Source organism: Phormidium tenue FACHB-1050, assembly GCF_014696925.1.
Lineage (GTDB): Bacteria > Cyanobacteriota > Cyanobacteriia > Pseudanabaenales > Pseudanabaenaceae > Pseudanabaena.
The window spans coordinates 48,427-74,764 of sequence record NZ_JACJQY010000019.1; the positions used below are offsets into that span (position 1 = coordinate 48,427).

A 26,338-nucleotide genomic window follows, 5' to 3' on the forward strand; every position below is an offset into this window, starting at 1 on the left:
TTGGGGTTGGTTTAAATTTCTAGATTTGTCGAGATTAAGATCATGGCGCGATCGCAGACTTCTTGACGGTTGACTAATTTGGCTAACTCCTTGGGTTCATAGCGACCTTCCTCAACCTCTGCGGATGCGCGATCGACTGCTTCAGTATAAGCTTCGGAAATTGCTAAGCATAATTCTTCGGTATTAAGGTATGTTCCGCCAGCTTTGCGTCTCTGGTTTTTGGTTTGGATACCGCGTATCGAGTTACGAATTGATAGCTCCCAAGACTTGGTGGTGCGATTTTCTGCTTTTTGTTTGATGAGATGCATGAGCAGAATTACTGCATAGCTACGAATGTTGTTAATTTTATCGTCGCGGCTCATTTCTTCTAATTCATCAACAATTGCCAATGCTCCAGTCATATCGCCTTTAGTTAGCAATTCCCTTAACGTCAAAAGTTCTTCCATATCTTTATTGTGTGAGAACGCGAGATATTGCAAATATGAAAAACCAAAACAAAAATTATGATTATAACCTAAATCAATAATACCTTTGCTTAGTATAATTTATTGTACTTTCTATATTACAGCCTAACTATTTAAGCAATTACAAAATGTTCAAAAAACAAATTATTTAAATTGCGGATAACCAAACATGAGAAACATCCAAAAAGCAATCCAACCAATCTACTAGTGCGAACAAAATCAACCAATAACTCTATATCAAGGGGAAATTGAGTTCTTAGATGATAGTAAAGCTTATCAAGGATATGGCGAAATTACATTTAATTGGCTCCCCGATATAAAAGTAAAATTTTCATTTCAGGATAGTTCTTACCGCTCTCTTGATTTTACTAATGATATCTCTCTGCGGTTATGGCACTGGTCAGCTAATGTGGGATGGGTTCTGAAACGTCCATTTCATGACGATAAAAAAGACGCAAATACGTCGATCTCGATTTGGCTGACCAGTGCCTGATGGACTGGATAAATTAAAAGCTGAAGGTAGTTTACGATTACTATTTTCTTGGCTTCAGATCCCAATAACAATGCCTCCAGTACCAGAAGAATCTCCACTTTTTCTTGATGCTCTTAAAAAAATGCTCAAGGCAGAAAGTAATCTATTGGATTGTGCGGGATGTATTACGGCAATTCGGAATAGAATTACGCACCCAAAAAGAAAAGGCAAATCTACGACTATTCTAAAATACTCCCCTGAAGAGCGAACCGAAGCTTACAATCTAAGTAAATGGTATTTAGAGCTTTGCCTATTACGCTTGTTTGGCTACAATGGAGTCTATACAAATCGTCTCTATAAATCAAGGTGGGAAGGTGATTATAACCAAGTGCCTTGGGCTTCTTAAGATAGCGATGCGATCGCTGTCTATTTCAGCAAGAAGTTCTCTTCCCAGATCAAGTTCAATTTGCTGATCCGATGTACTGCTCTTATTGCAATCCCTAGTATCTATAAGCGTATTTGGTTTTTATGGATCGGCGGCGCTTTGCGCCGCCGATCCATTCTTGATTTTAAGAATTGTAGTTTTTGCCCCCCTAGCCCCCCAATTCTGGGGGGAACTATATTTAAGTCCCCCAGAATTGGGGGATTTAGGGGGCTAGACACCTAGAGTTTTTGAGGTTGTGTAATTCTTAAATGGGTTCTATAGCAATGCAAGAGATAGCTAGAACAAATCAAAACCCAAAAGATGAGTGGCGGCGCAAAGCGCCGCCACTCATCTTTTGGGTTTTATGTCCTAAGCAAAACTTACATTGCTATAAATCAATAGATTTTAAAGTTGATTTGGAATCCATTGATTTTAATGCTCGTTTTACAGCTAAGTCTAATTCTTTAAATGTGACTGGCTTACTAATATAGTCGTTCATACCAGCATCTAAACATTCTTCCCTTACTCCTTGGGTCATATCTGCGGTCATAGCAATAATATAAGGAGAATCATCAGATGCTTCTTGGCGAATTAACCGAGTAGCTCCAATTCCATCTAATTGGGGCATATGCAGATCCATAAATACTAAATCAAAATGTTGCAGTTTAAGATGACTGATCGCTTCAAGTCCATCTCCAGCTAAAGTTACCGAGCATCCCATTTTTTTTAAAGACTTCAGCGCTGCAATCCTATTTAAGGAATTGTCTTCTACCACTAAGACTTTTAGATTTGCTTCTGTGTCAATAGCTTGAGGAGGTACTATGGAAGTTGCTTGAGTAGTTACTATGACCTTTGCTTGCGGGGTAACTGGTTGCTCCTCTTTTTCTTCTTTTAACGGGATCGCAAAACTAAATGTTGAACCTTTCCCAAATTGCGATCGCACCGAAATATTTCCATCCATTTTCTCAACTAGCCGTTTGCAAATTGCTAGCCCCAAACCACTACCACCGTAGCGACGAGTATTTGAAGAGTCTACCTGAACAAATGGACTAAAAAGCTTATTTTGGTTTTCAGGCTCAATCCCAATCCCTGTATCTGAAACACTAAATTTAATTGTATAGTTGCCTTCATTTTGATCTAGCATTTCTACTATGATTCTAATCTCTCCAGATTCAGTGAATTTGATGGCATTACCAACCAAATTAATTAAAATTTGCTCTATTCTATTGCTGTCTCCCCAAAATAAATTTGGTAACAATGGATCTATTATGGAGAATAAACCTAGATTCTTTTGACTAGCTTGTAGGCTGAGTAAGTTAACTATACTCTCAATAAAACGACGTAATTCAAAAGTTTTTACATCTAACTCTAGGTGATCTGCTTCTATACGGGAAAAATCAAGGATGTCATTAATCACATTTAATAATACTCTTCCCCCCTCAATAATCATCTGGATATAATCTTCTTGCTCTTCATTAAGTTCAGTAAAACTAAGAAGGTCGCTTACAGCTATTACAGCATTCATGGGAGTGCGAATTTCATGGCTCATCATCGATAGAAACTCACTTTTGGCAACATTTGCGGCTTCAGCTTTTTCTTTAGAGCGTTTTAATTCATTCAATAAAATATTTTGTTTGATCGAAATTCCTAGCTGTAAACAAACTGCTGTAGCGATCGCAATTTCACTTTCTGTCCAAATACGGCTAGGCTGCTGATAATCAAAAGCAACTAATATTCCCCAAAGTTGGTCGCCTTCAAATATTGGCATACTCAAACGTGAGTAAATATCTTCATGATCTTCATGATCTTTGATGGCGAGATGAGTTAACCCAGATCGAAAAGCCTTATTCTCGACAAAAAAGGATTGAAGTGTGCCATTGACAATAGGATCGTTACCTTGCCCTACCGATTCGTTGATAAAGGTAGCAAAGTTTTGATCGTTAAATTGAAATATGGCTACGCGATCACAAGCAAATACTGAGCGCATGTCAGCCGTAACCGAGCTGAGGGTTTCCATAATCTCTAAAGAATGGCGTATTTGTTCAACAATGCTTAACACCAGACGCTCTTGAGTTAGCTTCTTTTTTAAATTAGCCTGTTCAAGCATTAAAAGTTTTGTGCGTTCTTCTACGGTGTCTTCAAGTCGATCAAAGTTGGATTTAAGTTCATTTTGCATAACGGCAAAACTCTGGCTTAGTTGTCCCAATTCATCATTCTTAGGGGATGGAAGCAGCACATCTATATTCCCTTGGCTAATCTGTTTAGTAGATAGAACCAATTCTTGTAAACGCTTAATAATAGAAGCTGATAAAGCTAGCCCAATTCCTCCCGCGAAAATAAATGTAAAAATACTGGCAATTAAGAAGATATTTCGACTGTCAATAATTGCAATCTGGACTTCAGTCTTAAGCCTTTGCAACTTTAATTCTTCGGCCTTTAGGGCGACATCGATTGCTTTAATAAATTCTTCTTCGCTCTCCTCAAACTCCTCTTTTTGCTCTAAAAATTTCTGGGGATCATTGCTTGTTTTTTGAACCTCAATTAATTTTAAGCTATTTGCTTTGAGGGATGCACCTGCGGATTTAATTTGGTTAAGAGCACCTTTTTTATCAGCAGACAAGTTTTCAGGTACAGACTTATAAAGATTCAACGCCAAATCATATGCCAAAAATCCTTGTTTTACCTCTTCTTCTTCTTCAAGTAAAGCTGCGTTTATTTCTGGGGCTGGAGCCAAAACTTTCGAGCGTGCAGAGATCGTTGAGTATTCAGAAGTAGCAGCAATAATTTTTGAGCCTGAATTTTTTAGGTCTTTGAGCGCTGAGTTAGTAGGTATAGTTCCCTCGGAAACAGTTTGAAAATCTTGGTTGATTGTTTCTATGTTTTTGTAGTTGATTACACCAACTAAGCTTGTGATAGCAGCGATCGCTAAATAACTCAGAGTCAACTTTTGCTTAATCTTCATTCTCTAAATGATTTGCTAACTTTATTTATATAAAAAAATAGATGATAACTCATCCTAGACGTAAAAAAATACATGTAAATAAGCTTTTTGTCTTACCTTAAAGCACAAAATAGTGTAGCTATTTTGTGCATTTAAACTATTAAGTCGGCAATCAAAAAAGCTCTAAAAGCAAAGATTTACGACTTTTTTGTGGTTTTACAAATTGCCTTTGTTTGGCTAGAAAAAGTCGGATATTTTAATCTGTATTTTTTTGATATTTCATATATCTAAATAGTTGCCGAGTTTTATCTTTTAATCCTCAAAAGTGTTACGCCATTTTGTGTTTTTAAAACCCAATAAGGGTTTTGTTTTTAATTCGCAAAAGTGTAGTTATACTTTCGTAAATTGGTCTTAATTATTATTTAGACTGTATCTAAACAACTGATGTTCCATGAATATTCTGTTATTTAGCTTATATAGCAGTCCTATATCATTTGTGATTTTTTTGGTTAGTGGAAGGACACCCCGATGGGGTGTTCTTCCACTAACCATTTAGGATTGCTATACATTGCTATATTTGCGATTTATTCGATCGCTTGTAAAACGACTTTAGGCGAAAGTTTATCCTTAAACCAAACCGTCAGTGCAGGCGTATCACTTACTTTTACGCCAGCCTTCTCCAGATTTAGGCGTTCAGAAATCGCCAAAATCAAATTCTCACAATTAGCCTGCCGCACTTGCGAAAATTTCTTGCGTAAATATTCAGGTCGCCAATAGCCGACAATCTCTAAGAGATAAGTACGTCCATCGGGATGCACTAATCGAAAGTCGGGAATCATCACACTTCCAGGGATAGGAATTAAATCAACTTCTCTTTCTAACTTCCATTCTGTTTTTAATTCTGCCCATCGCTCAGCAAACGATGACTCGATCGCACTGTCATACATTTTGCCCGCAGGATAATGGCTGACTAACCCACAGTCTGAATCAAGAGTAAATAGACCTGTACGCTTTTGTTTAGAATAAGTATCTTTTTCAACAAGAGTGGCGTTGAGGCTCCATTTGGTGACATGGAGCAAAGCAGGAAGTAATTTAGCGATCGCCAAGCCATAACGGGTACTTGTACCAAACAGACTCGTTGCACCATCAACGGTAATCGTAAAGCCATAATCAACATCACCTTCAATATAGGACATCAATTGAAATAGCTTGAGATAACGGAACAGTAACTTGTATTCCCCTGGATCATTACGATGGACTTTGAGCGTCATATGACTTGCCCGATAGAAAATCCCCTGCACTTGCGAGAGATTATAACGATGGATGAGAGCTTCAGGCGTAGGGCTTTCAAATTGTGTCAGAATCCGATTTTCCATCAGATCAGCATAGAGTCCTGCGGTAATTTGAGAAGGTAGGACTTCGCGTTTCAGTTCTTCAGTCAGTTTATCGGCGAGTTGAATGAGAGTTTGCTTTGTAGCTTGATGACTAGGGATAACTTGCGCTGATAATTCAAAAATGCGGCGACGTAATTCCTGCGGTTCGAGGGGACTCATAATTTCAAAGGTACTGAAGCTGGATTTGAGAATATGAGCCAATCCCCGCTTCACCCGATAGTCAGGAGTATCACCTTCAAGTTCTTGCAATAGGCGATCGAGTTCCCCCTGTGTACCACCCTTAGCATTCTCAAAAATTGCGATTAATTCCGTAGCGATCGCCTGATGCTTATCATCTAATTTCAATCGTTTAGGAACGACGGTTTCGCCATTCAGTCGATGCATCAGGAGTTCGCTAGGCAGCATAGATGTTTCACAGAAATGCTAATTTATAGCTGTCGCCGTTTGTATTATGACAAATCAAAACCCAAGAAGCGAGTAGCGGCGCTTTGCGCCGCTACTCGTCTTCTGGGTTTATGTCCTAATCAGACTGGCGACAGCTAGCAGCGTATTTATTGTCATTTGAGTATAAGAGTAAACATGATTCGATATTTGCCCCTTGTGGTAGGGACGTTGGGAGGCTTTGCCCTACTAGCAAATCGGATGGTAACATTCAATCTCACGGCTAGCCAATCTCGCGCTGATGCTCTAGGAGTTTTATTGAGTGCTGTGTTGATTTTAGTGGGGTTACTATGGCAACAAGCTCAGCCGAAGCCCCCTGAGGCTGTAAATTTGATTGGCGAAGAAGGGTTAGAAATCGATAACTCACTCAGCGATGCAGTTAAAACTGAACTGGCTTGGGCTTCGCATATTTTGCTAACTAATACAGTGACTAAGGTAGTAGCGGTTTATTACGATCGCCAAACAATTTTACGACGAGGCATTTTAGGCAAGAGCAAACAGGTAAATATTGGCGCGATCGCTGAGCGGGTAATGAAAACCCAAAAGCCAGTTTATTTGGTCAAATTAGAGCTTTATCCAGGACGGGTGGAGTTTGACTATCTACCCGAAAATACTCAGGGTGTGATCGTGCAACCTCTGGGCGAAAAAGGAGTCATGGTATTAGGAGCAAATATTCCCCGTAGTTACACTAAGCAAGATGAAAATTGGGTAACGGCGATCGCTGAAAAACTCACCTATAATCTCGAAAAAATGTCCTCATGAGTATCTCATCTGATCTAAAACCTGTGGCGAACGCGCAGCGTGCGCCACAGGTTTTCCTCATTACACTAAAAAAAATTATGCTAAACCGCATTTTTCTAACTACTGCCTTGTCTTCATTGCTTACTACTAGCTTAGTCTTGCCCGCATCTCATCAAGCGATCGCCCAAACACCTCAAGAAAGTAGTAATACAACTAAGCCTGCTGTCAAGCCTACTGTTAAGCCTACTGCGCCGATTATTTCACAAGAAAAACGAGCCTTGATCAAAGAGTTGCTAGAGATTACAGAATCTACTAAAAATGCTGAACAGATCATGGATTCGATGGTGCGTTCCGAGTTGCCTAAGTTAGTGTCAGCAGTCCTCAAAAATGCTCCTGCCCTCGACAGCGATCGCCCAGAAATTCAAAAACAATTTAGTGAGATCGTCTCACGCATGGCGGGTAAGTATCGCGATCGCGTGGTCAAAAAAATTGATGTCAATCAGTTAATTGAACAGGTTTCCTATCCGATCTATGACAAGTATTTTACAGAATCGGAATTGCGCGACATTATCGGATTTTATAAGTCGTCAACTGGCAAAAAGGCAATTAGTCTGATGCCACAGATTTTTAATGACTCTTTTCAGCGTACTAACGAAATTTTGATGCCCCAAATGTCGCGCATCATGACCGAAATTATTACCGAAGAGCTTTTAAACGCATTACCCCGTAAGTAATAAGGGAAGCACAGTAACCAGATTTTGTATGGCGCGGCTTTGCCGCACCATACAAAAAACACTGTAACCGTCTTAGCGATTGCTATACTGTAATGCTGTAAGCGCTTTGTCGCTTTAGCAAACCTCTAACACTCTATTCCACCGTTACATCCTGAAAATACGCATGGCACTTCTAGATCGGCAAGGTCGTTTATTTGGTAAATTCAGCATTCTAGACATCGGCGCGATCGCGACGATCCTGATTGTCTTGATTGGCTTACTCGTCGTCCCTGGCAATAGCGGCAGTTCGATCGCTCAAGTGCTATCTGCCGAAAATAAGACAGTCCAAGTAGATATGAATGTACGTGGTTTAAGTGCTAATGAGCCTCAAAAACTTGTCAAAGTCGGTGACAAAGTGAAAATTATTATCCGCAATCAACCACGCGGCGAAGTCACGATCACAAAAGTAGATATTTCGGTTCCCAAAATTGTCGCCGCAAAAGCTGATGGTACAGCCGTTTATTTTGATGATCCTCGCGCTGTCGCCACTTCTCAATCCGACCTAGCGCTCACCCTCGAAGCAACTGCCCAAATTACCAATGATGGGGCTGTATTTGCTAATGAAAAGGTTAAAGTCGGCACATCAATTGATATTGAAGGACCTAGATATATCATTCGGGGTAGTGCAATGGCGGTGAGGTATTAATTATGCAACCCCCATTTCCTCAAGGTTTTATACTTAAAGGTCGCTATGCAATCCGCTCAACGATTGGACAGGGTGGTATGGGGCGCACATATTTAGCACAAGATTTAGAGCGCTTTAATGAAACCTGCGTACTCAAAGAATTTATTCCGCCTCAAGATTCTTTAGAAGTAACCGAAAAGGCTAAAGAGCTCTTTCGCCGCGAAGCCTCAGTACTTTATCAAATCCGTCATTCTCAAGTGCCAGACTTCCGCGCTACCTTTGAGTCTGAGGGCAGGTTGCTCTTGGTGCAAGACTATGTGGAGGGCAAAAATTATCGTAATTTATTACTCGATCGCCTCAAGGTTGGACAGACATTCTCGGAGAATGAAATTTTTGCTTTAATGCAGCAGCTTTTGCCAGTGCTGAGCTATCTGCATAGTCACAACATCATTCACCGCGATATTTCTCCTGAAAATCTGATGCTGCGATCGCAGGATAATTTACCTGTGCTGATCGATTTTGGGGTTGTCCAAGAAACCAATGCCAAACTCAACTCACAAATGGGTATTCCTGCCTCAACGGTCGCGGGTAAAGCGGGCTATGCACCACCAGAGCAATTGCAGTCAGGAAGTGCCTATGCCAATAGTGATCTCTATGCCCTTGCAGTAACTTCGATTGTGTTGCTTACGGGCAAAGAGCCATCGGAACTGTTTGACAGCATCAATTTAGCGTGGAATTGGCAGCAGTTTGCCAATGTCAATCCCGCCTTTGCAAGGGTGATCAACCAAATGTTGAGCTACAAACCCACCAATCGCTATCGTTCGGCGGACGAGGTAATGCAAGCTCTGCAAGTTGCTCAAGCCTCTTTTTCAGGTGCAAAGACCTATGTAGTAGGTCGGCAAGTGCCTTCCAATGTGGTCGCCAATATTCCTCAGAAAACAGTTGTTGCAGGTGCTAGCAATCGCAATCCTGCAAATTATGGTACTCAAAATGCGCCAACTCGGACAAATAGTAGTGGTTCCGTCAATTGGATTTTGGGAATTTTAATTGTTTTAGTGGCTGGCATTGGCTCATGGGCGGTTACATCTTTCTTTTTTAGCCGTAATCGCGTTACAACAACTCCCACTGAGTCAGCGATCGCTTCTCCTACAGCCACACCAAGTGCCGCAAATGTGAAAAATATCAATACTAGTCTCGAACTTAAGTCGGTGAATGAAGGCTTAAATCGCGGATTTAGTAGCGATAAGATCGTGGCAGGACAAGTTGTCAATGTCCGTTTTAATGGTGAAAAAGATGAACTTCTTACCGTTTCTCTAAATGGTGCAGATTTACAAATGACCATCCAAAGTGATGATCAAGTTAGTCTAGACCGTAAGGCGATCGACAATGCTACGGGATATTGGCAAGGTCGCCTGAAAAAAGATGGTGTGTACTACATCAAAATCAAAACCACTAGTACGAGTGAAACTACCTATAAGCTTGATGTTCAGTTAGAAGCACCTGTTCGTCCAAAACCAACTCCGACGCTAACTGCAACTCCGACACCCACTCCCACAGTCACACCAACACCAACGCCATCACCAACTCCGACTGAACCCGTGCCATCTCCTGATCCTTCACCTACGCCTAGTCCTACAGAGCCGCCGAGATCGCCTGCTCCATCACCATTGCCTAATCCGAATGAGCCTGCTCCTGAACCCACCAAACCGACCTCAAATCCGAACACACTAACTTTTTAGAACGCAATGATGGGTGGCCCTTTGTGCTGGTCATCATTCTCGTGTCTTTATTATTATTACCTTCTAATCAATGCAAACCGTCGAAATCAAATTCCAAAAGTTACATCCTGAAGCCATAATTCCCAGCTATGCTCATATTGGTGATGCTGGTGCTGATGTTTATTCAGTCGTTGAAGCCACATTGCAACCACAGCAGCGCATTGCCATCCCTACGGGATTAGCTGTTGATATTCCCATTGGTTATGAAATCCAAGTGCGTCCTAAGAGTGGACTTGCTCTTAAACATGGGATTACAGTTCTCAATTCCCCAGGGACAGTTGATGCTGGTTACCGTGGCGAGATTCAAGTGATTGTGATTAATCTAGGCACAGAAGCCTATACCTTCGTCAAAGGGCAGAAGGTTGCTCAGTTAGTATTAAAGCCAGTAATTCAAGCTCTTTATGTTGAGGGAGAATTAGGAACCAGCGATCGCGGTATCGGTGGATTTGGAAGTACTGGGCTGAAGTAGCAATATCACAGCGAACTCTATCCCGTTATCCGAATCCTAAAATCTCTTGGGAGTGCATAGTTCATTCTATAGCTGTCGCCATTCTTGTTAGGACATAAAACCCAAATAGTGTGAGGCGGCGCTTCGCGCCGCCTCACACTATTTGGGTTTTTGACTACAGCTATAGAAAGCTCATATAGGCACTATATCAAAAAAATAGAATGGCGGCGCTACGCGCCACTGCTCTATGAATACAAGCGATCGCAACTGAGCAAACCCCTAGGATCAAACTGCTGCTGAATCTTAACCATCAGATCCCGCGCATTACCGCGATAACCCCAAACATTTTCGAGATTACTAGAGTTATTTCCTAAAGTTCTGTTGCCAAATTTTAAAGCTTGGGGTGCTTCCAGAATCGATAGAAAACCACCGCAGGATTCGGCAATACTTCTCACTTTAGCGATTTGCAAAGCGATCGCCTCTAAATCCTGTACATCTTCCACACGCAAAATCCCTAAACCACTACCAGTATGAATTTGCAAATAATAGGATTGAATATCAAAAATTTGTTCGCATTCCTTTAAGAATGACACACTAGCCGATGGTAATAGACCTAACTTACAAACTACAGAAGCACTCTCAGAAGATTGCTCCAAATTACGAAGCTCATCTTGCCAGATCAGAATTTCTAATAACTCCCAAAATTCCTTTGCCTCTCCTAAAATCTGCACTTCTAAATTTAATTCTTTAGCAAGTACCGCAATGCGATCGCACTGTTCGATCACACTAGCTTTGAGACTAGCAAATTGGAGAACTAAGCCGCTACCTTGTCCCAAACCAAGATCGGTGATCGCAGTTGCTGATAGTAAATCGCAAGCCGTAGGCGTAAGTACCGAGGTACTAATTTTTTGTTGGGCTTGAGAGATCGCCTCAGCAGTCCCTGTAAGCACCACAATTTGCGTATATTCGGGCAAAGGATAGAGCCGAAAGGTCACACTCGCAGCAATGCCCAAAGTTCCGTAAGAACCTGTTAATAATTTCATGAGGTCATAGCCAGCCACATTTTTAACTACTCGCCCGCCCGCCTTGACTACTTCCCCATCGGAGCGCACAAACTCGATACCTAAACACATGTCACGCACGCCATTATAGCGATGTCGCAATGAGCCTGCGCTGCCTGTCGCTAAAATACCGCCAATCGTGGCTTCAGCACTGTAAGGAGGATCGATCGCTAAAAATTGTCCTTCCTTGGCTAAGACTGTTTGCAAATCCTGATATTTCACGCCCGACTCAACTGTGACTGTGAGATCGCCAACGCAATGCTCAATCACCCGATTTAACTTTGCTGTACTGATCACCAGATCTGCTCGACTGACTAAGCCGCCCCAATCTAACTTCGTGGCACTCCCACATGGCAGCATTCGCAAACGGTGTTCGTATGCTAAAGAGATCGCCCTCGATAGTTCTGCGATCGTCTGAGGATAGAGTACAGCTGCTGGCGGTAGACTATCAGGGGTGAGACTAGTTACAACTCGTTCGTGTAAATTTGGAGTTAGGAGATCGAATAGAACAACACTTTCGACTCCCAGTAAGTCAGTGAATAAAGAAATCAGTTGATTATCAGCAAGTCTCACAAAATTAATGTCCGTACATACCTAGTTCTGCAATTTAGTAAAGAACCAGATTTTTGATAGCGCAGCGCTATCAAAAATCCATTCCTTGTTTTATGGGCAAGTCCCAAAATTTAGAGCAAGAATTTTGTTGCCCCAGCATATAACGTTTATCAGTCTAATTAAGTACGGGTTTGTTTCCCCGCCTTCGGCGGGGAAACAAACCTTTGTACCTTGCTTGTGAAAAACGCTATATAAATTTTTAAAATAAGCGTTTACCGCCATCGGGACGAATCGTATTCCAGTTAGTTTTAGCTTGGGCTAATTGCTCCTCAGAGATCTTAGCGCCTTTTAAATCAGCCCCGCACAGATTTGTCCCGTTTAAATTTGCTTGACTTAAATAAGCTCCCTTCAAATTAGCCCCACTTAAATTTGCGCCACTTAAATCCGCTTTACTCATATAAGCCGATTGAAGATTTGCTTCGCGCAAATCCGCCAAAATCATCGAAGCACTCCCCAAATCACACTTAATCAAGATGGCGCGGTGCATCTTAGCTTCACGTAGATTGGCGCTATTTAACTTAGCTTGCGATAAATTAGCACCTTGAAAGCTAGCCCCAGTTAAATCACTATGACAAAAATCAGCCTCCACTAATTTAGAGCGACTCATCACAATCCCCGTCAAAGTCGCACTTCCAAAAGCAGCTTTAGAGTAATCTTGGTTAGTAAAATTACGCTTACCTTGATTGTATTCAACAATAACTCTGCGTCCACCTTTCAGTTCACCATTACCAATGCGACTGCCTGATCTGGTATTACCTGTGGTCATCATGCCGCTGTTATCAAACTGCGTTCCCTGATTATTGCCATATTTCTGGGATTGGATGCGTGAGTTAGGTGTCTGCGTCGCAGGTCTCACAGTCACAGAAGAAGGGGCGGAAGGCGGCACATAATTTGACGCGGGGGTGGAAGCTTTAGGTGGCTCTTCAGGAAGACCGCCAGATTCTAATGCGCGTAAAGCTTCTTCCGCCGAGCGAAATCGCTGTGATACTGACTGCTGAAGCAGTTTCTCAAAAACGACTCTTAGGCGATCGCTTAGCTTAACCTGCGATTTCCAGTTAATTTCACCTGTATAAGGATCATGGGGTAAGTCCTTAGGCGATCGCCCTGTCATCAGATACAGACAACTCATCGCTGTAGCATACAAATCACTAGAATAAACAGGGCGCATCGCCATCTGCTCTGGCGGCGCAAAACCAGGTGTACCGATCGCAAAATTGGTTAATAGACCACTGGGATCATCATCTGCCGAGGGTTTGTTAACTTGGCTAGAAACCGCACCAAAATCAATTAGTACCAGTTGTCCATCTTGTTTGCGTCGCATGATGTTCGCAGGCTTAATATCACGATGAATTACCCCGTTTTCATGCATAAACCCAAGGGCTGGAAATATTTCTGAGAGAATCTTCCGAATTTCAATTTCGTTAAAAGCCCCACGTCTCTCAAATTCTTGCTTTAAAGTTTCCCCATCGACAAATTCTTGGACTAGATAAAAATTACTATCTTCTTCAAAATAATCGAGTAAACGGGGAATCTGCGGATGGCTGCCGATTTTGCCAAGGGTAAAAGCTTCACGCTCAAATAACTCTCGCGCCATTTTCATCACACTTGCCGATTGAGTATTTGGGCGCAGTTGCTTGACCACACAGGATGGAAATCCAGGAAGCCCTTCGTCAGCAGCTAAAAATGTCGCTCCAAATCCACCTTTGCCCAACGGACGACTGGCTCGGTAGCGATTTCGCAGCTTTAGATTAGAACCACAAGTCGCACAAGTAAGGGCGAATGGTTCATTATTTGGATTAGCACAGTTCGGATTAACGCAATAACTCACGGTTGATCGAAAGCCCAAGTAATGGTTGATCAAATCAAGTTGTAGGCATGGTAACAGTTGAATATGTCACTGACCTACGGAGACTCATAGTTTAAATCAAAAATAAATTAAGTATATTTGTGATTAACTCTAGCAAATAAATCTAAAAATCGTCGTTATTTGCTCCATCGGCATTGCCATAGGAGGAAGGACGGCTTGATGGTCTGCGTCTGCGTCCAGATGTGGCAGCAGTATCTTTAGGAGATTCGCCATAGTTATCAGATTCACTATTCCGATTTCGGGGGCGTTCTCCGTTCATATTATCATCGCTAGGTCTGGGGCGACGCTTGGGGCTGACAGGACGAATATCACTTTCGTCAATATCAATTACTGAGTCATTACCAACTGAGTCATTATTAGTATCACTACTAGTTCTTTTCGGACGACGTGAGCGACGAGTATCTGTGGTATCTCCACGTAGCTCGCTAGCTTCAGCACTGTTAGAAATAGAGCCTCTCATTCGGCGTGAGGGATCACGATCGCGGCGTGGAGCTATTTCACGAGTTGGATCAATTTCAACCCGATAATCAGAACCAATCGGTTCTTCATCATCAACTAGGGGACTAGAAGGCGCTCTGCGAGCTTGATTGGCTAGAGCTTGGCGCAATACCAAAGACTCTACGGCAAACCATCCTGCAAAGCCCACCACTAGGACTTGGGCTAACTGCGTCGTAATTTCCATCCGAAAATTAAAAGCTAGCAGGATGATTCCGTATACCAAGGCGATCGCCGAGAAAAAAATATCGTGGTCGCGGGCTAGTTCAGGGCGAAAGTTTCGCACAAAATATAAACCCACGCCTCCTAAAGCGGCAACAATTGCCAAAAGAATCATTAGCGGGTTGCCACCGATGTTGATCATGGCTCTATATTTCTCCTAAATACCTGCATTTTTTGATCTCAAACACTAAATGTATGATTAAACAGTGTTTGGGACAGTCTTTGTTCATCAGTATAACAATACAGCGCTTTGCCTTGACGCAAATTTCTCTAAGTTAAAGTCCCAAATAATAAAAGTCGGCGCAATGCGCCGACTTTTATTATTTGGGACTTTAATTAACCTTTGCGGATAATGCGATCTTTTTGGCTAACGATCAAGACGGCTGCGAAAATTAGACCAAGAACTACGCCGCCTGCGACAAGGCTGCCTAGAAAATTAGTTAATGATTGTGTCATATAGATATGTAGGTAAAGTTTTGATATACAAGTTAAATTCTTAACATAATTTTAGCTTAAAAAGCCAAGGAGTCAGTCTTCCAAGACTTAAACCAAGGGATTTTTTGAAAGTGTTGCTAAGCAACACTTTCAAAAAATCCCTTGGTCTTCTAATTTCGTTGCACCAATAATTTATAGCTGTCGCCATTTGTTTTAGGACAAATCAAAACCCAAGAAGTGAGTGGCGGCGCGAAGCGCTGCCACTCACTTCTTGGGTTTGTATCCTAACAAGACTGGCGACAGCTATAAATAAGGGCTTCGCTCCAAAATAAAAAACCAGTTTTTGATGGTGTAGCTTCGCTACACCATCAAAAACTGCTTCCAATCCCAAGCGATAGGAATACGAAAATAGAAGTTGGTTTTAATTTTTAGAGTTCTTGTTTTGGCTACGCACAATCCAGTAACTGATTGACAAAGACAGAACCGCGACCGCTAGCCCAGCTAGATCCCCATCAGCTTTGCTATCAAAGATAATGACTTTGCGAGCAACCGCCGTTAAAGCCGTAATGATCACTAGCTCTAGTTGGATTGTATGGTGGCGCAAGTAAGCTGTGACATTTTCCATGAGTTCCAGTGCGATTAGCACATTCAGGAACATCCCAAATATTTTGAGCAAAGGAATGCTGAAAGCACCTCTAGGGTCAGTTAAAAACAGATCAATGGTTAGTATCCGCAATAGGTCAAATAATGCGCCAAAAATTACCACGACTAAGGCGATCGCCATTACTTTAGAAACAACATTTTCAACCCTTCTAATTGCTCTTAAAAAGCTCTCATCAGTAAAAGCGTTCGCCAAAACGCGAAATAAATTTTTAACCTGTTGACTCACGTTCATTAACAGACTCACACCATCTAAATTTCATATATAGCGATCTTTAGCCATAGAAAGTATAGCTGTCGATTGATTGGCAACTGATAGATGTTCTACGAGATCGCTTAAGCAAAGATTATATAGACTAAATACATAGAACAAAAGTATATAATAATGATAAAATCATAGAATACAATCTATGATTTTGTCATTATTATGAGTTACCACTTATCTGATTCTCAATTAGCTAGTCATATCACCCTGCACCAGTTGCAGGTATTTGAAGTAGCAGCTCGACATGGGAGCTATACCCGTGCAGCCGAGGAATTATTTCTCACCCAACCCACTGTCTCCATGCAGATTAAACATTTGACAAAGGCGATCGGAATGCCTTTGTTTGAGCAGGTAGGCAAAAAACTTTTTTTAACTCAGGCTGGTCGAGAGTTGTTTACCACTTGTCAAGAGATTTTTGGACGCATATCTCAATTTGAGATGAGTGTTGCCGACATGAAGGGACTAAAACAGGGATATCTCAAGATAACAGTGGTGACAACAGCAAAATATGTGATCCCCCGTTTACTTGGTCCATTTTGTCAGCGTTATCCTGGGGTAGAAATAGCGCTGAAAGTAACTAACCATAGCGGTATTTTAGAGAGGCTGTCTGAGAATAAGGATGATCTATATATTTTGAGTCAAGTTCCCGATGAGCCTGATGTAAAGGCGCATCCATTTCTAGCCAACCCATTAGTTGTTCTAGCAAACCATGATCACCCATTAGCGAATGAAAAAAATATTCCGATTCAAAAGTTAGCTGATGAGCCTTTTATCACGAGAGAGTCGGGTTCTGGGACAAGGGGATATGTACAAAGATTGTTTGATGAACACAAAGTTACGCCCAAAGTGAAAATGGAGCTTGCGAGTAATGAAGCGATTAAGCAGGCGATCGCAGGTGGTCTAGGTATCTCGATTTTGTCTCGCCATACGATCGCCTTAGAAGGGGCTTCAGGACAGATTGCGATTTTAGATGTGGAGAATTTTCCGATCCATTGTCACTGGTATGTTATTCATCTAGCAGGTAAGCAGCTATCGGTAGTTGCTCAAGCTTTTCTGGAGTACTTGCAAACTGAAGGAAAGCAGATTGCGGAAAATACTACATGGTAAAAGAGAGTGAATGCTTTGCATTCACTCTCTTTAAGAAAAAGGCGGCACCCAGATTCGAACTGGGGGTGAGGGTTTTGCAGACCCCTGCCTTACCACTTGGCTATGCCGCCGAACGGATAATGAGTATAACAAACTAATGTAATTAGTTGCAAATTTTTGATTGCTATAGCAAAGCAAGTTTTGCTTAGGACATAAAACCCAAGAATCGAGTGGCGGCGCGAAGCGCCGCCACTCGATTCTTGGGTTTTATAGCTGTCGCCGAAGGCGATTGGAAACACCAAAATCAAGCTTGAAGCGACTTGCTTCAAGCTTAATTTTAGGTTCGCTTAGTAGTTTTGGGTTCGTCATCTACTAGTGGTAATGGTGGAGAGAGATTAACTAGTACTTTATCGACACGGTTACCATCCATATCAACAACTTCAAAGCGCATTCTTTCCCAAGTAAAGTGTTCGCCAACCATGGGAATATGCCTGAGATAGGTCATCATCAATCCGCCGAGGGTGTGGTAATTATGATCTTTTTCATAGGGTAGCTCCTCAACTTCGAGGATTTCTTTGAGGCGATCGCTGGAAATCATGCCATCGATCAACCAAGAACCATCTTCTCGTTGCATCGCATCGGGATCTCCTTGGCGATCGCTGGATGGCAAGTCACCAACGATCGCTTCGAGCAAATCTGTAAGTGTCACAAGTCCCTCAACACCACCATACTCATCAGTCACCATCGCCACGCGATCGCCAGATTGCTTGAACTGCTCTAATACGCTCAAGGCACTAGCTGTCTCCGCAACATACAGAGGTGGACTGCTAACTTTAACTAGATCGATCTGCTGACCCTTAAGACTTGCATTGAGGAATTCTTTGATTTCGACAATACCGACGCAATCATCAAGGTTTTCTCTGGCTACGGGAAAGCGTGAATGTCCACTCTCCAAAACTTCGCGCTGCGTTTCTTCAAACGGGGCATCGACATCCAGCCAGTCGATCTCGGTGCGCGGAGTCATTAGAGATTTAATCGGGCGATCGCCTAAACGAAAAACACGCTCAACCATGTCATGCTCAGCTTCTTCAAACATTCCCGACTCAGCACCCTGAGCAATCATCACCTTAATTTCTTCTTCTGTAACTTGAGACTCTTCAGTTATCTGAATCCCTAAAATGCTCAGTAACGCTTCAGTTGAGATGCTCAACAAATAAACTACAGGAGTACCAATATTGGCAAGAAATCGCATTGGCGGGGCAACAGCACAGGCAATCTGCTCAGCATTGCTCATTGCTAAGCGCTTAGGTACAAGCTCACCAACCACCAGAGATAGGTAAGTAATGATACCGACCACAATCGCAAAGCTAAGGGTTTCGCTATAGGGTAGTAACAGAGGGACAGTATCTAATGACTTTTGCAAGGTTTTTGCAACGGTTGCGCCGCCCAATGCACCGCTTAAAATCCCGATTAAGGTAATGCCAATTTGTACAGTTGACAAAAAATTATTAGGTGAGGCGATCAGTCTTAAAGCTGCTCTGGCTTTTGCATTTCCTTCCTTTGCCCACTGCTCTAGGCGCACTCTGCGAGCAGAAACAATCGCTAGCTCGGACATCGAAAAAACACCATTGGCAATAATTAGCAAAATGATGAGTAAAGCTTCAAAAGCGAGGGAAGACATTGTTTTGGGTCAGAACGACTTTATGGGAATCGTTTGTGAAATTTGTTAATAGTAGATATATATTCTCATACCAAATTTTGTGTCAAGTTGCTTAAGACTACAATAAAGGGTTAGCAATTAATGCAGATTTTTAATGGCGGGGCAAAGCCGCGCCATTAAAAATCTAAATCGTACAGATATTTTTTAGCGGCTATACAGTTTGGTAATTTCGAGTAGGCGATCGCTGAGATCTTGATTGAGCAAGTTGGGATCGCTATAGCGCCAGCCCCAATTTCCTGTCGCCGTACCTGGAGTATTCATCCGTCCACTGTTATCTAAACCAAGGACATCTTGTAACGGAACAATCGCAATTACCGACACAGCCGCCATCGCCATGCGGATTAGCACCCAGTTGATCGGCTCACCTGCGGCAAACCCAACTATATATTTGTAGAACAATTCCTTTTCGTACTTACTTGCCCTTTGCCACCAACCTACAGCCGTGTCATTGTCATGGGTTCCTGTGTAGACAGCACTATTTCGCACATAGTTGTGTGGCAAATGGAAATTGTCCGAGCCACCGCCAAAGGCAAACATCAGGACGCGCATTCCCGGAAAACCAAAGTCATCGCGCAATTTATCAACTTCAGGAGTGATCACACCAAGATCTTCGGCAAGAATTGGCAACTCACCCATTACTTCATAAAGCCTTGTAAATAGTTCTGTCCCAGTAGCAACTTTCCATTCGCCCTTAATTGCAGTTTCTTCACCTGCGGGAACTTGCCAAAAAGCCTCAAAGCCTCGGAAGTGATCGATCCGAATAATATCTACATACCGATTTAAAAAGCGGAAGCGATCGATCCACCATGCAAAGTCAGTTTCTTGGAGATATTCCCAGTTATAGACGGGGTTTCCCCATAGCTGACCTGTGGCGCTGAAATAGTCGGGTGGTACTCCTGCCATTTGTGAGACTTCATAGGTTTCAGGATCGAGAGCAAAGTTTTCGGGGTTTGCCCAGACATCAGCGCTATTGTGGGATACATAAATGGGAATATCACCAATAATCTGAATGTTTCGCATATTGGCGTATTGCTTTAGCTTCAGCCATTGATCAAAAAAGACGAATTGCACAAATCTTTGAAACTCAATTTGCTCGTGCAGTTCTTCGCGCTTTTGTTGCAATGCTTGAGGCTCGCATCTGGCGATCGCAGGCTCCCAATTATTCCAAAGAATTTTAGGATTTTGTTCATGCAATGCCATGAATAGCACATAGTCTTCGAGCCAGTCAGATTCTTCGTAGCAAAACTTTTTGAACTGCTCTTGGAGCAAATACAGATCGTGGTGGTGTTGGAGATCCTGATCGGTATATCCCTGCTTGAAGCGCTCAAAAGCAAGCTCCAGCAGTTTCCGTTTGTATGGCATTACTGCCTCAAAATCAACACGATCTTGATCAAAATCAGGAATATCAGCCCAATCCTCTTCCTTGAGCAAATGTTGCTTTGCTAACAGTTCAGGGCTGATCAGATAAAGGCTACCTGCGATCGCGCTAAAGCTCATATAAGGAGAGTTACCATATCCCGTGGGGCCAAGGGGTAGCACTTGCCAAAGCTTTTGACCACTGCGCGATAAAAACTCAATAAACTGATAAGCCGTCTCTCCTAAATCCCCAATCCCAAATTTGCTGGGTAGTGAGGTCGGATGCAACAAAATTCCACTAGCACGTTGAAAAGCCATAAACACAAAATTTCTAGATCTGGCTTTACTTTACCTCCTTATGTAGAGAAGTTTGCAAATGAACATACGCTTATTGATTGCTCTAATTCTCCCTGCTCATTATAAAATCTTATTTCACCTTGCTCATTACATAGCCATACTTCAAGAGCTTGAGCTTCAAAACAAAGATTTTTTCTTGAATTCCATTTCACCCCAAGTGTTATCAATAGATTTAACTTCTATACAAATTTCTGGAGATATAGATAAGGATACTTCATCTTGGATTTTGTCAAATCTTGCTTCCGAACACCACACAACATCCGCAACCTTAAAACTGTCTGTAGTGTTAATCGAACATTCTGACATCACTTCCCCATTACTTAGTAAAGATCCTCATACACTTGGCGGCAGATATATAAAAAAAATATTTGATACTGCGATCGCTATACTTACAAGACAAAAATAAGATTAGTTGATTGACCTTAAATACAAAACCAAGATAGAATAAGATTAGTTGACTAATCTTGTTTAAGATCTATGCTAGAAATTTCAGAAATAGATATTTTGTCCCGACTTCGGTTTGATAATCCTTGGTGGGAACTAGGTATAGAAGGGAAAATAACTTACGAAAATACGCCTCGGCGCAAGTACTTCGAGACTTTTTATGAAAATATTTTGGATGTAAATGTTCGTCGAGCGATCGTTTTAATGGGACCAAGGCGCGTTGGTAAAACAGTTATGGTTTATCACACCATTCGCGCACTCTTAGACTCTGGGGTAGAAGCAAAAAATATTCTATATATTTCCCTTGAAACTCCAATCTATACTGGACTTCATTTGGAACGAATACTTAATTATTTCCAGAAACTTTTTGAACATAAACGTAATGCAAGACTGTTTGTTTTCTTTGACGAAATCCAGTATTTGCGTGATTGGGAAGTCCATCTTAAATCTCTAGTTGATTCATACGCAGACTATCGCTTTATTGCCACAGGTTCTGCGGCGGCGGCATTAAGACTAAAGAGTAATGAGTCTGGTGCTGGTCGCTTTAGCGATTATGTTCTGCCGCCATTAACTTTCGCTGAGTACTTAATGTTTATTGGGCGAGAAACAGAACTTATAAAGTTCACGCCGATTGAAGATTTTGATTTAGACAAAAATGAATATTCTGTTACAAATATTAAAGCGCTCAATGAAGAGTTTATAAACTACTTAAACTTTGGTGGATATCCAGAAGCAGTCTTTTCTGAAACCATCAGGCAAAATCCTAGTCAGTATATCAAAAGTGACATTATCGATAAGGTATTACTCCGAGATCTCCCAAGTCTTTACGGTATTAACGACATTCAAGAATTAAATAGACTATTTACGACCCTAGCTTACAACTCTGGGAATGAGGTGAGCTTGGATGGATTATCTAAATCCTCTGGTGTTGCTAAAAATACGATCAAGCGTTATCTCGAATATCTTGAGGCTGCGTTCCTAATTCGACGTGTTGAGCGAATAGACAACAATGCAAAGAGATTTAAGAGAGCGATGTGTTTCAAGGTTTACCTAACCAATCCATCCATGAGAGCCGCATTATTTGGACAGATTGATGAAAGTTCCGAATCTATAGGAGCGATGACGGAAACTGCAATTTTTAGTCAATGGCAGCACAGCAAAATTACTGAACTTTATTGTGCAAGATGGAAGTCTGGAGAGGTTGATATCGTACATTTAGATAAGGTTAATCAATTACCTTCTTGGATTGTGGAAGTTAAGTGGAGCGATCGCCCTTATAGAACACTTGCAGAGCTTGATAATTGTGTTGAATTTGTGAACAAGCATCCTGATATTTCTCAACCAATTTTGATAACTAGTCAAACTATTTCAGATAAAGACATTCACTATAAAGGAGTAGAGTTTGAATTTTGCCCCTCCAGTCTTTACGCTTATCTACTAGGAGCAAATTTATTGAAGTATATTGACAATAAGCTGGTTAGGCGGAGAGTTTCAGAAGAAATTTGATGAAAATGCTATGTTTGCCAAAAGCGATCGCCACCGCAATTTTTTCTGATCGCGATCAATGTCACGGCGGTAACGGTAAATTAGTAGGTAGAACCAAAAGCAAAAGCAAAATTAGATATGTTTGATGAAATCGCCGATAAATTTGAGGCGGCTTGGAAAAAGTTACGCGGACAGGACAAAATCTCGGACTCTAATATCCAAGGCGCGATTCGCGAAGTACGCAGGGCGCTATTAGAGGCAGATGTCAACCTACAAGTTGTCAAAGAATTTGTCGAAGAAATCTCCAAACAGGCTCAAGGCGCTGATGTCATCGCAGGTGTGCGTCCAGATCAGCAATTTATCAAGATCGTCTATGACGAATTGGTAAGGACGATGGGCGAGGCAAATGTGCCACTCGCCGAAGCAGACAATGCCCCGACAGTAATTTTGATGGCAGGGTTGCAGGGTACAGGTAAAACGACAGCTACCGCAAAATTAGCTTTACATTTACGCAAACTAGAGCGCACTGCTTTACTCGTAGCAACCGACGTATATCGTCCTGCGGCGATCGACCAGTTGCTCACCCTCGGTAAGCAAATTAATGTGCCAGTCTTTGAAATGGGAGCAGATGCTGACCCTGTAGAGATTGCCCGTCAAGGATTGGCAAAGGCGAAGGAATTGGGCGTTAATACCGTGATTGTGGATACGGCGGGACGCTTGCAGATCGATCGCGACATGATGGATGAACTCAAGCGCGTCAAGGATGCAATTAATCCCGATGAAGTGCTGCTGGTTGTCGATGCGATGACAGGGCAAGAGGCGGCGACCTTGACCCGTACTTTCCATGATGAGATTGGGGTGACGGGCGCAATCTTGACCAAGATGGACGGCGATACTCGTGGTGGTGCAGCGCTATCGGTGCGCCAGATTTCGGGACAGCCAATTAAGTTTATCGGTGTTGGTGAAAAAGTTGAGGCGTTGCAACCCTTCTATCCTGAGCGTATGGCTTCGCGGATTTTGGGTATGGGCGATGTGCTGACGCTAGTTGAGAAAGCTCAAGAAGAAATCGATCTCACCGATGCCGCTAATCTCCAAGAAAAGATTTTGAGTGCCAAGTTTGACTTTGATGACTTCCTAAAGAATACCCGCATGATGAAAAACATGGGTTCTTTCGGAGGAATGTTGAAGATGCTCCCTGGAATGAAAATCAATGACGCACAAATCCAAGAGGCTGAAAAGCAACTCAAGCGTTGTGAATCGATGATTAGCTCCATGACTAAACAAGAACGCAAAGATCCCGACCTGATCGCCAAAAGCCCTAGCCGTAAACAACGAATTGCCAATGGTGCTGGTTACAAACTTCAGGATGTGACTAAGCTCGTTGCAGATTTCCAAAAGATGAGAGCCTTGATGCAGCAAATGGGACAAGGCAAAATGCCCAACTTCCCCGGAATGCCAAATATGGGCGGCGGCGGATTCCCTGGAATGGGTGGTATGGGCAACCAAGCACCATCGGGTAATCCTGTTTATGGCAAGAAAAAGAAAAAGAAAAAGGGATTTGGCGAGTTGTAGGGGTTTAGCATTTGCGCGACTATCTCCAAACTCTCCACCAAAACCTCAATTCGCAAATGCTAAACCCTCTTTGCTTTAACAGATCAATTTTCCCTGCGTTTTGAGATTAAGGGCAAAGCATTCCCAAATTCAAAGGATCTGAAAATTTATCAATTTCTGCGGGAATGCTTTGCCCCTACATAAATGGCTTAATCAATCATCAATTACCAAACTAAATGCAACCAAAAATCATTATTCATGGCGGTGCAGGTAGCACTGTCGAAAGTAAAGGCGGCTATGAACCTGTCCGCAAATCATTATTTGCGGTTCTGGAAACCGTTTATCCGATGCTGCTTAATGGCACGAAGGCGATCGATGCTGTCGTCAAAGCTTGTCAAATGCTCGAAGATGATCCGCGATTTAATGCAGGGACTGGATCGGTTTTACAGTCCGATGGTCAGGTGCGGATGAGTGCCTCAATTATGGATGGCGATCGCCAAAGTTTTAGTGGTGTCATCAATACGGCGCGAGTTAAAAATCCGATTGATCTCGCTAAGCATTTGCAAACTAGCGACGATCGCGTTCTCTCTGACTATGGCTCGGCGGAACTCACTCGCGAATTGGGCATTCCAATTTACAATCCCCTCACCGATGAACGTCTTGCCGAATGGGTAGAGGAGCGCAAAACTAACTTCACTCGCAAAATGGCAGATGTGGCGATGGGAACAATCGGTGCGGTAGTTCTTGATCAATATGGCAGTATTTGCGTGGGAACTTCCACAGGCGGACGAGGCTTTGAGCGTATTGGTCGAGTCAGCGACTCGGCAACTCCTGCGGGTAACTATGCCACTAAATTTGCAGGGGTTAGCTGTACAGGTGTCGGTGAAGACATTCTCGATGAAGGCTTTGCGACTAGAGTGGTGGTGCGCGTTACCGATGGCATGACACTTCAGCAAGCAGTCGAAAAATCAATCAATGAAGCGAAAAGTCGCGATCGCGATTTTGGCGCAATTTGTCTGGATGCTACGGGGGCGATCGCATGGGGCAAAACCTGTCCCGTATTGTTCGCTGCATACCATGATGGCGAAAAGATGCAAGATACACTTTAAAGTTAAGGTGAGCTACGCTCACCTTAACTTTAAAATCACGATCAAGATGAGCTAAGCTCTTCAAGAGGCATGAACTGAAACTGTATGAAAGATGTAATTGTGATCGGCGCAGGGATGGCAGGATTAACCTGCGCTCAACAACTAAAGCAAGCGGGGCTAGATGTCACCATTGTTGAGAAATCAGCAGGGGTGGGAGGAAGGATGGCAACTAGACGTTTGCAAGGTACTTGGGTCGATCATGGCGCACAACTCATATCTGTGAAAAGTGACAGTTTCGGGAGATTTGTTCGCAAACTCCAAGAAAAAGGCATTGTTCAAGAGTGGACGCGCAATGTCTATCAACTATCATCATCTGGCTTGCGTCCTCCCGATGCCGATGCCAGACATCCAAGATACTGCTGTCCGATGGGGATGACGGCGATCGCCAAATCTCTTGCCATTGACATTCCAATCATCAACAATGCCCGCATCGTTGGAGTCAACCACAGCGACACCAAATGGCAATTAGTAACTGATCGCCAAGAAACTCTCGAAACTTCGGCGATTATTTCAACCATACCCGCACCCCAATTTCTACCTTTATTTGAAGAAGTTCTGACCTTAGCACCTAGTTTTCTGCAAGCTGTCCAATCAGTCAAATTTGCCCCCAGTGTAACGATCATGGCTGGTTACAATGCCAGTAATTCAGTCCCAGTAGAATGGCAAGCAATTAGATGTATCGATGATCCCATTCTTGATTGGATTAGCTACGACAGCAGCAAACATTTAGACAAAGCCTCACAACCTGTCTTTGTCTTGCAAAGTACTGCCGAGTTTGCTAAACAATCAATGGAGGAACCTGATCTGGAAATCGCGGGTAAGCCTTTGCTCAATCAAGTGGGGAGATTATTGGAAAAATGGCTAGCTAGTCCCGAATGGTGGCAAGTGCATCGTTGGCGTTATGCTCTCGCCGAAGAGTCTCTGGGGGTTTCTTGCCTATCCACAGCGATTCCCTTGGCACTTGTCTGTGCAGGTGACTGGTGTGCTGGCAAAAATATTGAAGCTGCCTATAATTCGGGTATTGCCGCCGCAGAGTCAGCGATCGAGTTACTCAAATCTTAAAGAACAATGAA

23 protein-coding genes, 1 tRNA gene and 1 pseudogene are annotated in these 26,338 nt (G+C 42.5%); 14 read left to right on the top strand and 11 right to left on the bottom strand.

Features of this window, described 5'->3' with window-relative positions:
* Positions 1–11: 11 nt before the first annotated feature.
* Positions 12–446, bottom strand: a complete 435-nt coding sequence (locus tag H6G05_RS12975) for a DUF29 family protein (RefSeq protein WP_190578577.1) — start codon at positions 444–446, stop codon at positions 12–14.
* 581 nt (positions 447–1,027) lie between these two features.
* On the opposite strand from H6G05_RS12975, the gene H6G05_RS12980 reads away from it, so the two are divergent.
* Together H6G05_RS12980 and H6G05_RS26015 are read left to right on the top strand one after the other, a co-directional pair.
* A complete protein-coding gene (locus H6G05_RS12980; protein ID WP_190578578.1) occupies positions 1,028–1,342 on the top strand; it encodes a hypothetical protein in 315 nt (104 codons plus the stop codon).
* A 20-nt stretch (positions 1,343–1,362) separates the two neighbouring features.
* Positions 1,363–1,440, top strand: a pseudogene (locus H6G05_RS26015) (DUF6671 family protein); the annotation flags it as partial.
* Between the two features lie 308 nt (positions 1,441–1,748).
* Here the strand turns inward: H6G05_RS26015 and H6G05_RS12985 are convergent.
* Both H6G05_RS12985 and H6G05_RS12990 read right to left on the bottom strand, forming a co-directional pair.
* Positions 1,749–4,322, bottom strand: coding sequence for a hybrid sensor histidine kinase/response regulator (locus tag H6G05_RS12985; RefSeq protein ID WP_190578579.1), 2,574 nt, complete (start codon positions 4,320–4,322; stop codon positions 1,749–1,751).
* A gap of 563 nt (positions 4,323–4,885) precedes the next feature.
* Entirely contained in the window at positions 4,886–6,100 is a 1,215-nt protein-coding gene (locus H6G05_RS12990) for a DUF790 family protein (RefSeq protein WP_190578580.1), read from the bottom strand.
* 174 nt (positions 6,101–6,274) lie between these two features.
* Here H6G05_RS12990 and H6G05_RS12995 point away from each other — a divergent pair, with 174 nt between their 5' ends.
* The 5 genes from H6G05_RS12995 (at position 6,275) to dut (ending at position 10,522) form a co-directional block, all read left to right on the top strand.
* A complete protein-coding gene (locus H6G05_RS12995) occupies positions 6,275–6,898 on the top strand; it encodes a cofactor assembly of complex C subunit B (protein WP_190578581.1) in 624 nt (207 codons plus the stop codon).
* 77 nt (positions 6,899–6,975) lie between these two features.
* Entirely contained in the window at positions 6,976–7,611 is a 636-nt protein-coding gene (locus tag H6G05_RS13000) for a DUF2059 domain-containing protein (protein WP_190578582.1), read from the top strand.
* Positions 7,612–7,774: 163 nt separating this feature from the next.
* The gene (locus tag H6G05_RS13005; RefSeq protein WP_190578583.1) at positions 7,775–8,296 is read left to right on the top strand and encodes a DUF4330 domain-containing protein; all 522 of its coding nucleotides are present in this window, start codon (positions 7,775–7,777) and stop codon (positions 8,294–8,296) included.
* A gap of 2 nt (positions 8,297–8,298) precedes the next feature.
* Positions 8,299–10,014, top strand: coding sequence for a serine/threonine-protein kinase (locus tag H6G05_RS13010; protein ID WP_190578584.1), 1,716 nt, complete (start codon positions 8,299–8,301; stop codon positions 10,012–10,014).
* A 70-nt stretch (positions 10,015–10,084) separates the two neighbouring features.
* Complete coding sequence (gene dut / locus H6G05_RS13015) at positions 10,085–10,522, top strand: dUTP diphosphatase (RefSeq protein WP_190578585.1); 438 nt, start codon at positions 10,085–10,087, stop codon at positions 10,520–10,522.
* 224 nt (positions 10,523–10,746) lie between these two features.
* Here the strand turns inward: dut and H6G05_RS13020 are convergent, their stop codons facing one another.
* The 5 genes from H6G05_RS13020 to H6G05_RS13040 form a co-directional block, all read right to left on the bottom strand.
* Positions 10,747–12,135, bottom strand: a complete 1,389-nt coding sequence (locus tag H6G05_RS13020) for an FAD-binding oxidoreductase (RefSeq protein WP_322096360.1) — start codon at positions 12,133–12,135, stop codon at positions 10,747–10,749.
* Positions 12,136–12,373: 238 nt separating this feature from the next.
* Complete coding sequence (locus tag H6G05_RS13025; RefSeq protein ID WP_190578586.1) at positions 12,374–14,002, bottom strand: serine/threonine-protein kinase; 1,629 nt, start codon at positions 14,000–14,002, stop codon at positions 12,374–12,376.
* Between the two features lie 142 nt (positions 14,003–14,144).
* Positions 14,145–14,900, bottom strand: a complete 756-nt coding sequence (locus H6G05_RS13030; RefSeq protein WP_190578587.1) for a Ycf66 family protein — start codon at positions 14,898–14,900, stop codon at positions 14,145–14,147.
* A gap of 194 nt (positions 14,901–15,094) precedes the next feature.
* On the bottom strand, positions 15,095–15,214 hold the full coding sequence (locus H6G05_RS13035; protein WP_190578588.1) for a photosystem II reaction center X protein: 120 nt from the start codon (positions 15,212–15,214) through the stop codon (positions 15,095–15,097).
* 400 nt (positions 15,215–15,614) lie between these two features.
* Positions 15,615–16,100 (bottom strand): phosphate-starvation-inducible PsiE family protein, encoded by a 486-nt coding sequence (locus tag H6G05_RS13040; RefSeq protein WP_322096361.1) that lies wholly within the window; start codon positions 16,098–16,100, stop codon positions 15,615–15,617.
* A 180-nt stretch (positions 16,101–16,280) separates the two neighbouring features.
* On the opposite strand from H6G05_RS13040, the gene H6G05_RS13045 reads away from it, so the two are divergent.
* Positions 16,281–17,225 carry a LysR family transcriptional regulator gene (locus H6G05_RS13045; protein ID WP_190578589.1) on the top strand — a complete coding sequence of 315 codons (945 nt, stop codon included), beginning with the start codon at positions 16,281–16,283 and terminating at the stop codon, positions 17,223–17,225.
* Between the two features lie 39 nt (positions 17,226–17,264).
* Here H6G05_RS13045 and H6G05_RS13050 read toward each other — a convergent pair.
* From H6G05_RS13050 to malQ, 3 genes are all read right to left on the bottom strand, one after another.
* A tRNA-Cys gene (locus tag H6G05_RS13050) sits at positions 17,265–17,335 on the bottom strand.
* A 206-nt stretch (positions 17,336–17,541) separates the two neighbouring features.
* On the bottom strand, positions 17,542–18,885 hold the full coding sequence (locus H6G05_RS13055) for a hemolysin family protein (RefSeq protein WP_190578590.1): 1,344 nt from the start codon (positions 18,883–18,885) through the stop codon (positions 17,542–17,544).
* Positions 18,886–19,068: 183 nt separating this feature from the next.
* Entirely contained in the window at positions 19,069–20,598 is a 1,530-nt protein-coding gene (gene malQ, locus H6G05_RS13060) for a 4-alpha-glucanotransferase (RefSeq protein ID WP_190578591.1), read from the bottom strand.
* A 58-nt stretch (positions 20,599–20,656) separates the two neighbouring features.
* Between malQ and H6G05_RS13065 the strand changes: the two genes are divergently transcribed.
* The 6 genes from H6G05_RS13065 (at position 20,657) to H6G05_RS13085 (ending at position 26,327) form a co-directional block, all read left to right on the top strand.
* Positions 20,657–21,043, top strand: a complete 387-nt coding sequence (locus H6G05_RS13065) for a hypothetical protein (RefSeq protein ID WP_190578592.1) — start codon at positions 20,657–20,659, stop codon at positions 21,041–21,043.
* Positions 21,044–21,114: 71 nt separating this feature from the next.
* Entirely contained in the window at positions 21,115–22,587 is a 1,473-nt protein-coding gene (locus tag H6G05_RS13070; protein ID WP_190578593.1) for an ATP-binding protein, read from the top strand.
* Complete coding sequence (locus H6G05_RS25640) at positions 22,587–22,712, top strand: hypothetical protein (protein ID WP_277874763.1); 126 nt, start codon at positions 22,587–22,589, stop codon at positions 22,710–22,712. Before H6G05_RS13070 ends, H6G05_RS25640 begins: the two co-directional genes overlap by 1 nt.
* Entirely contained in the window at positions 22,705–24,138 is a 1,434-nt protein-coding gene (gene ffh / locus H6G05_RS13075; protein ID WP_190578594.1) for a signal recognition particle protein, read from the top strand. The genes H6G05_RS25640 and ffh overlap by 8 nt, the downstream gene beginning before the upstream one ends.
* A gap of 215 nt (positions 24,139–24,353) precedes the next feature.
* Positions 24,354–25,226 carry an isoaspartyl peptidase/L-asparaginase gene (locus H6G05_RS13080; protein ID WP_190578595.1) on the top strand — a complete coding sequence of 291 codons (873 nt, stop codon included), beginning with the start codon at positions 24,354–24,356 and terminating at the stop codon, positions 25,224–25,226.
* 84 nt (positions 25,227–25,310) lie between these two features.
* Entirely contained in the window at positions 25,311–26,327 is a 1,017-nt protein-coding gene (locus H6G05_RS13085; protein ID WP_190578596.1) for an NAD(P)/FAD-dependent oxidoreductase, read from the top strand.
* Positions 26,328–26,338: the final 11 nt, after the last annotated feature.

Bases quoted from the DNA above. Each gene is read 5' to 3' on its own strand.
- H6G05_RS13045 (WP_190578589.1), top strand. From the start codon at position 16,281: ATGAGTTACCACTTATCTGATTCTCAATTAGCTAGTCATATCACCCTG.
- H6G05_RS13005 (WP_190578583.1), top strand. From the start codon at position 7,775: ATGGCACTTCTAGATCGGCAAGGTCGTTTATTTGGTAAATTCAGCATT.
- H6G05_RS13035 (WP_190578588.1), bottom strand. From the start codon at position 15,214: ATGACACAATCATTAACTAATTTTCTAGGCAGCCTTGTCGCAGGCGGC.
- H6G05_RS12980 (WP_190578578.1), top strand. From the start codon at position 1,028: ATGCCTCCAGTACCAGAAGAATCTCCACTTTTTCTTGATGCTCTTAAA.
- H6G05_RS13065 (WP_190578592.1), top strand. From the start codon at position 20,657: ATGAACATACGCTTATTGATTGCTCTAATTCTCCCTGCTCATTATAAA.
- H6G05_RS13055 (WP_190578590.1), bottom strand. From the start codon at position 18,885: ATGTCTTCCCTCGCTTTTGAAGCTTTACTCATCATTTTGCTAATTATT.
- H6G05_RS12985 (WP_190578579.1), bottom strand. From the start codon at position 4,322: ATGAAGATTAAGCAAAAGTTGACTCTGAGTTATTTAGCGATCGCTGCT.
- H6G05_RS13030 (WP_190578587.1), bottom strand. From the start codon at position 14,900: ATGATCAACATCGGTGGCAACCCGCTAATGATTCTTTTGGCAATTGTT.
- H6G05_RS12975 (WP_190578577.1), bottom strand. From the start codon at position 446: ATGGAAGAACTTTTGACGTTAAGGGAATTGCTAACTAAAGGCGATATG.
- H6G05_RS12995 (WP_190578581.1), top strand. From the start codon at position 6,275: ATGATTCGATATTTGCCCCTTGTGGTAGGGACGTTGGGAGGCTTTGCC.
- H6G05_RS13080 (WP_190578595.1), top strand. From the start codon at position 24,354: ATGCAACCAAAAATCATTATTCATGGCGGTGCAGGTAGCACTGTCGAA.
- H6G05_RS13085 (WP_190578596.1), top strand. From the start codon at position 25,311: ATGAAAGATGTAATTGTGATCGGCGCAGGGATGGCAGGATTAACCTGC.
- H6G05_RS12990 (WP_190578580.1), bottom strand. From the start codon at position 6,100: ATGCTGCCTAGCGAACTCCTGATGCATCGACTGAATGGCGAAACCGTC.
- H6G05_RS25640 (WP_277874763.1), top strand. From the start codon at position 22,587: ATGAAAATGCTATGTTTGCCAAAAGCGATCGCCACCGCAATTTTTTCT.
- malQ (WP_190578591.1), bottom strand. From the start codon at position 20,598: ATGGCTTTTCAACGTGCTAGTGGAATTTTGTTGCATCCGACCTCACTA.
- H6G05_RS13000 (WP_190578582.1), top strand. From the start codon at position 6,976: ATGCTAAACCGCATTTTTCTAACTACTGCCTTGTCTTCATTGCTTACT.
- H6G05_RS13010 (WP_190578584.1), top strand. From the start codon at position 8,299: ATGCAACCCCCATTTCCTCAAGGTTTTATACTTAAAGGTCGCTATGCA.
- dut (WP_190578585.1), top strand. From the start codon at position 10,085: ATGCAAACCGTCGAAATCAAATTCCAAAAGTTACATCCTGAAGCCATA.
- H6G05_RS13070 (WP_190578593.1), top strand. From the start codon at position 21,115: ATGCTAGAAATTTCAGAAATAGATATTTTGTCCCGACTTCGGTTTGAT.
- ffh (WP_190578594.1), top strand. From the start codon at position 22,705: ATGTTTGATGAAATCGCCGATAAATTTGAGGCGGCTTGGAAAAAGTTA.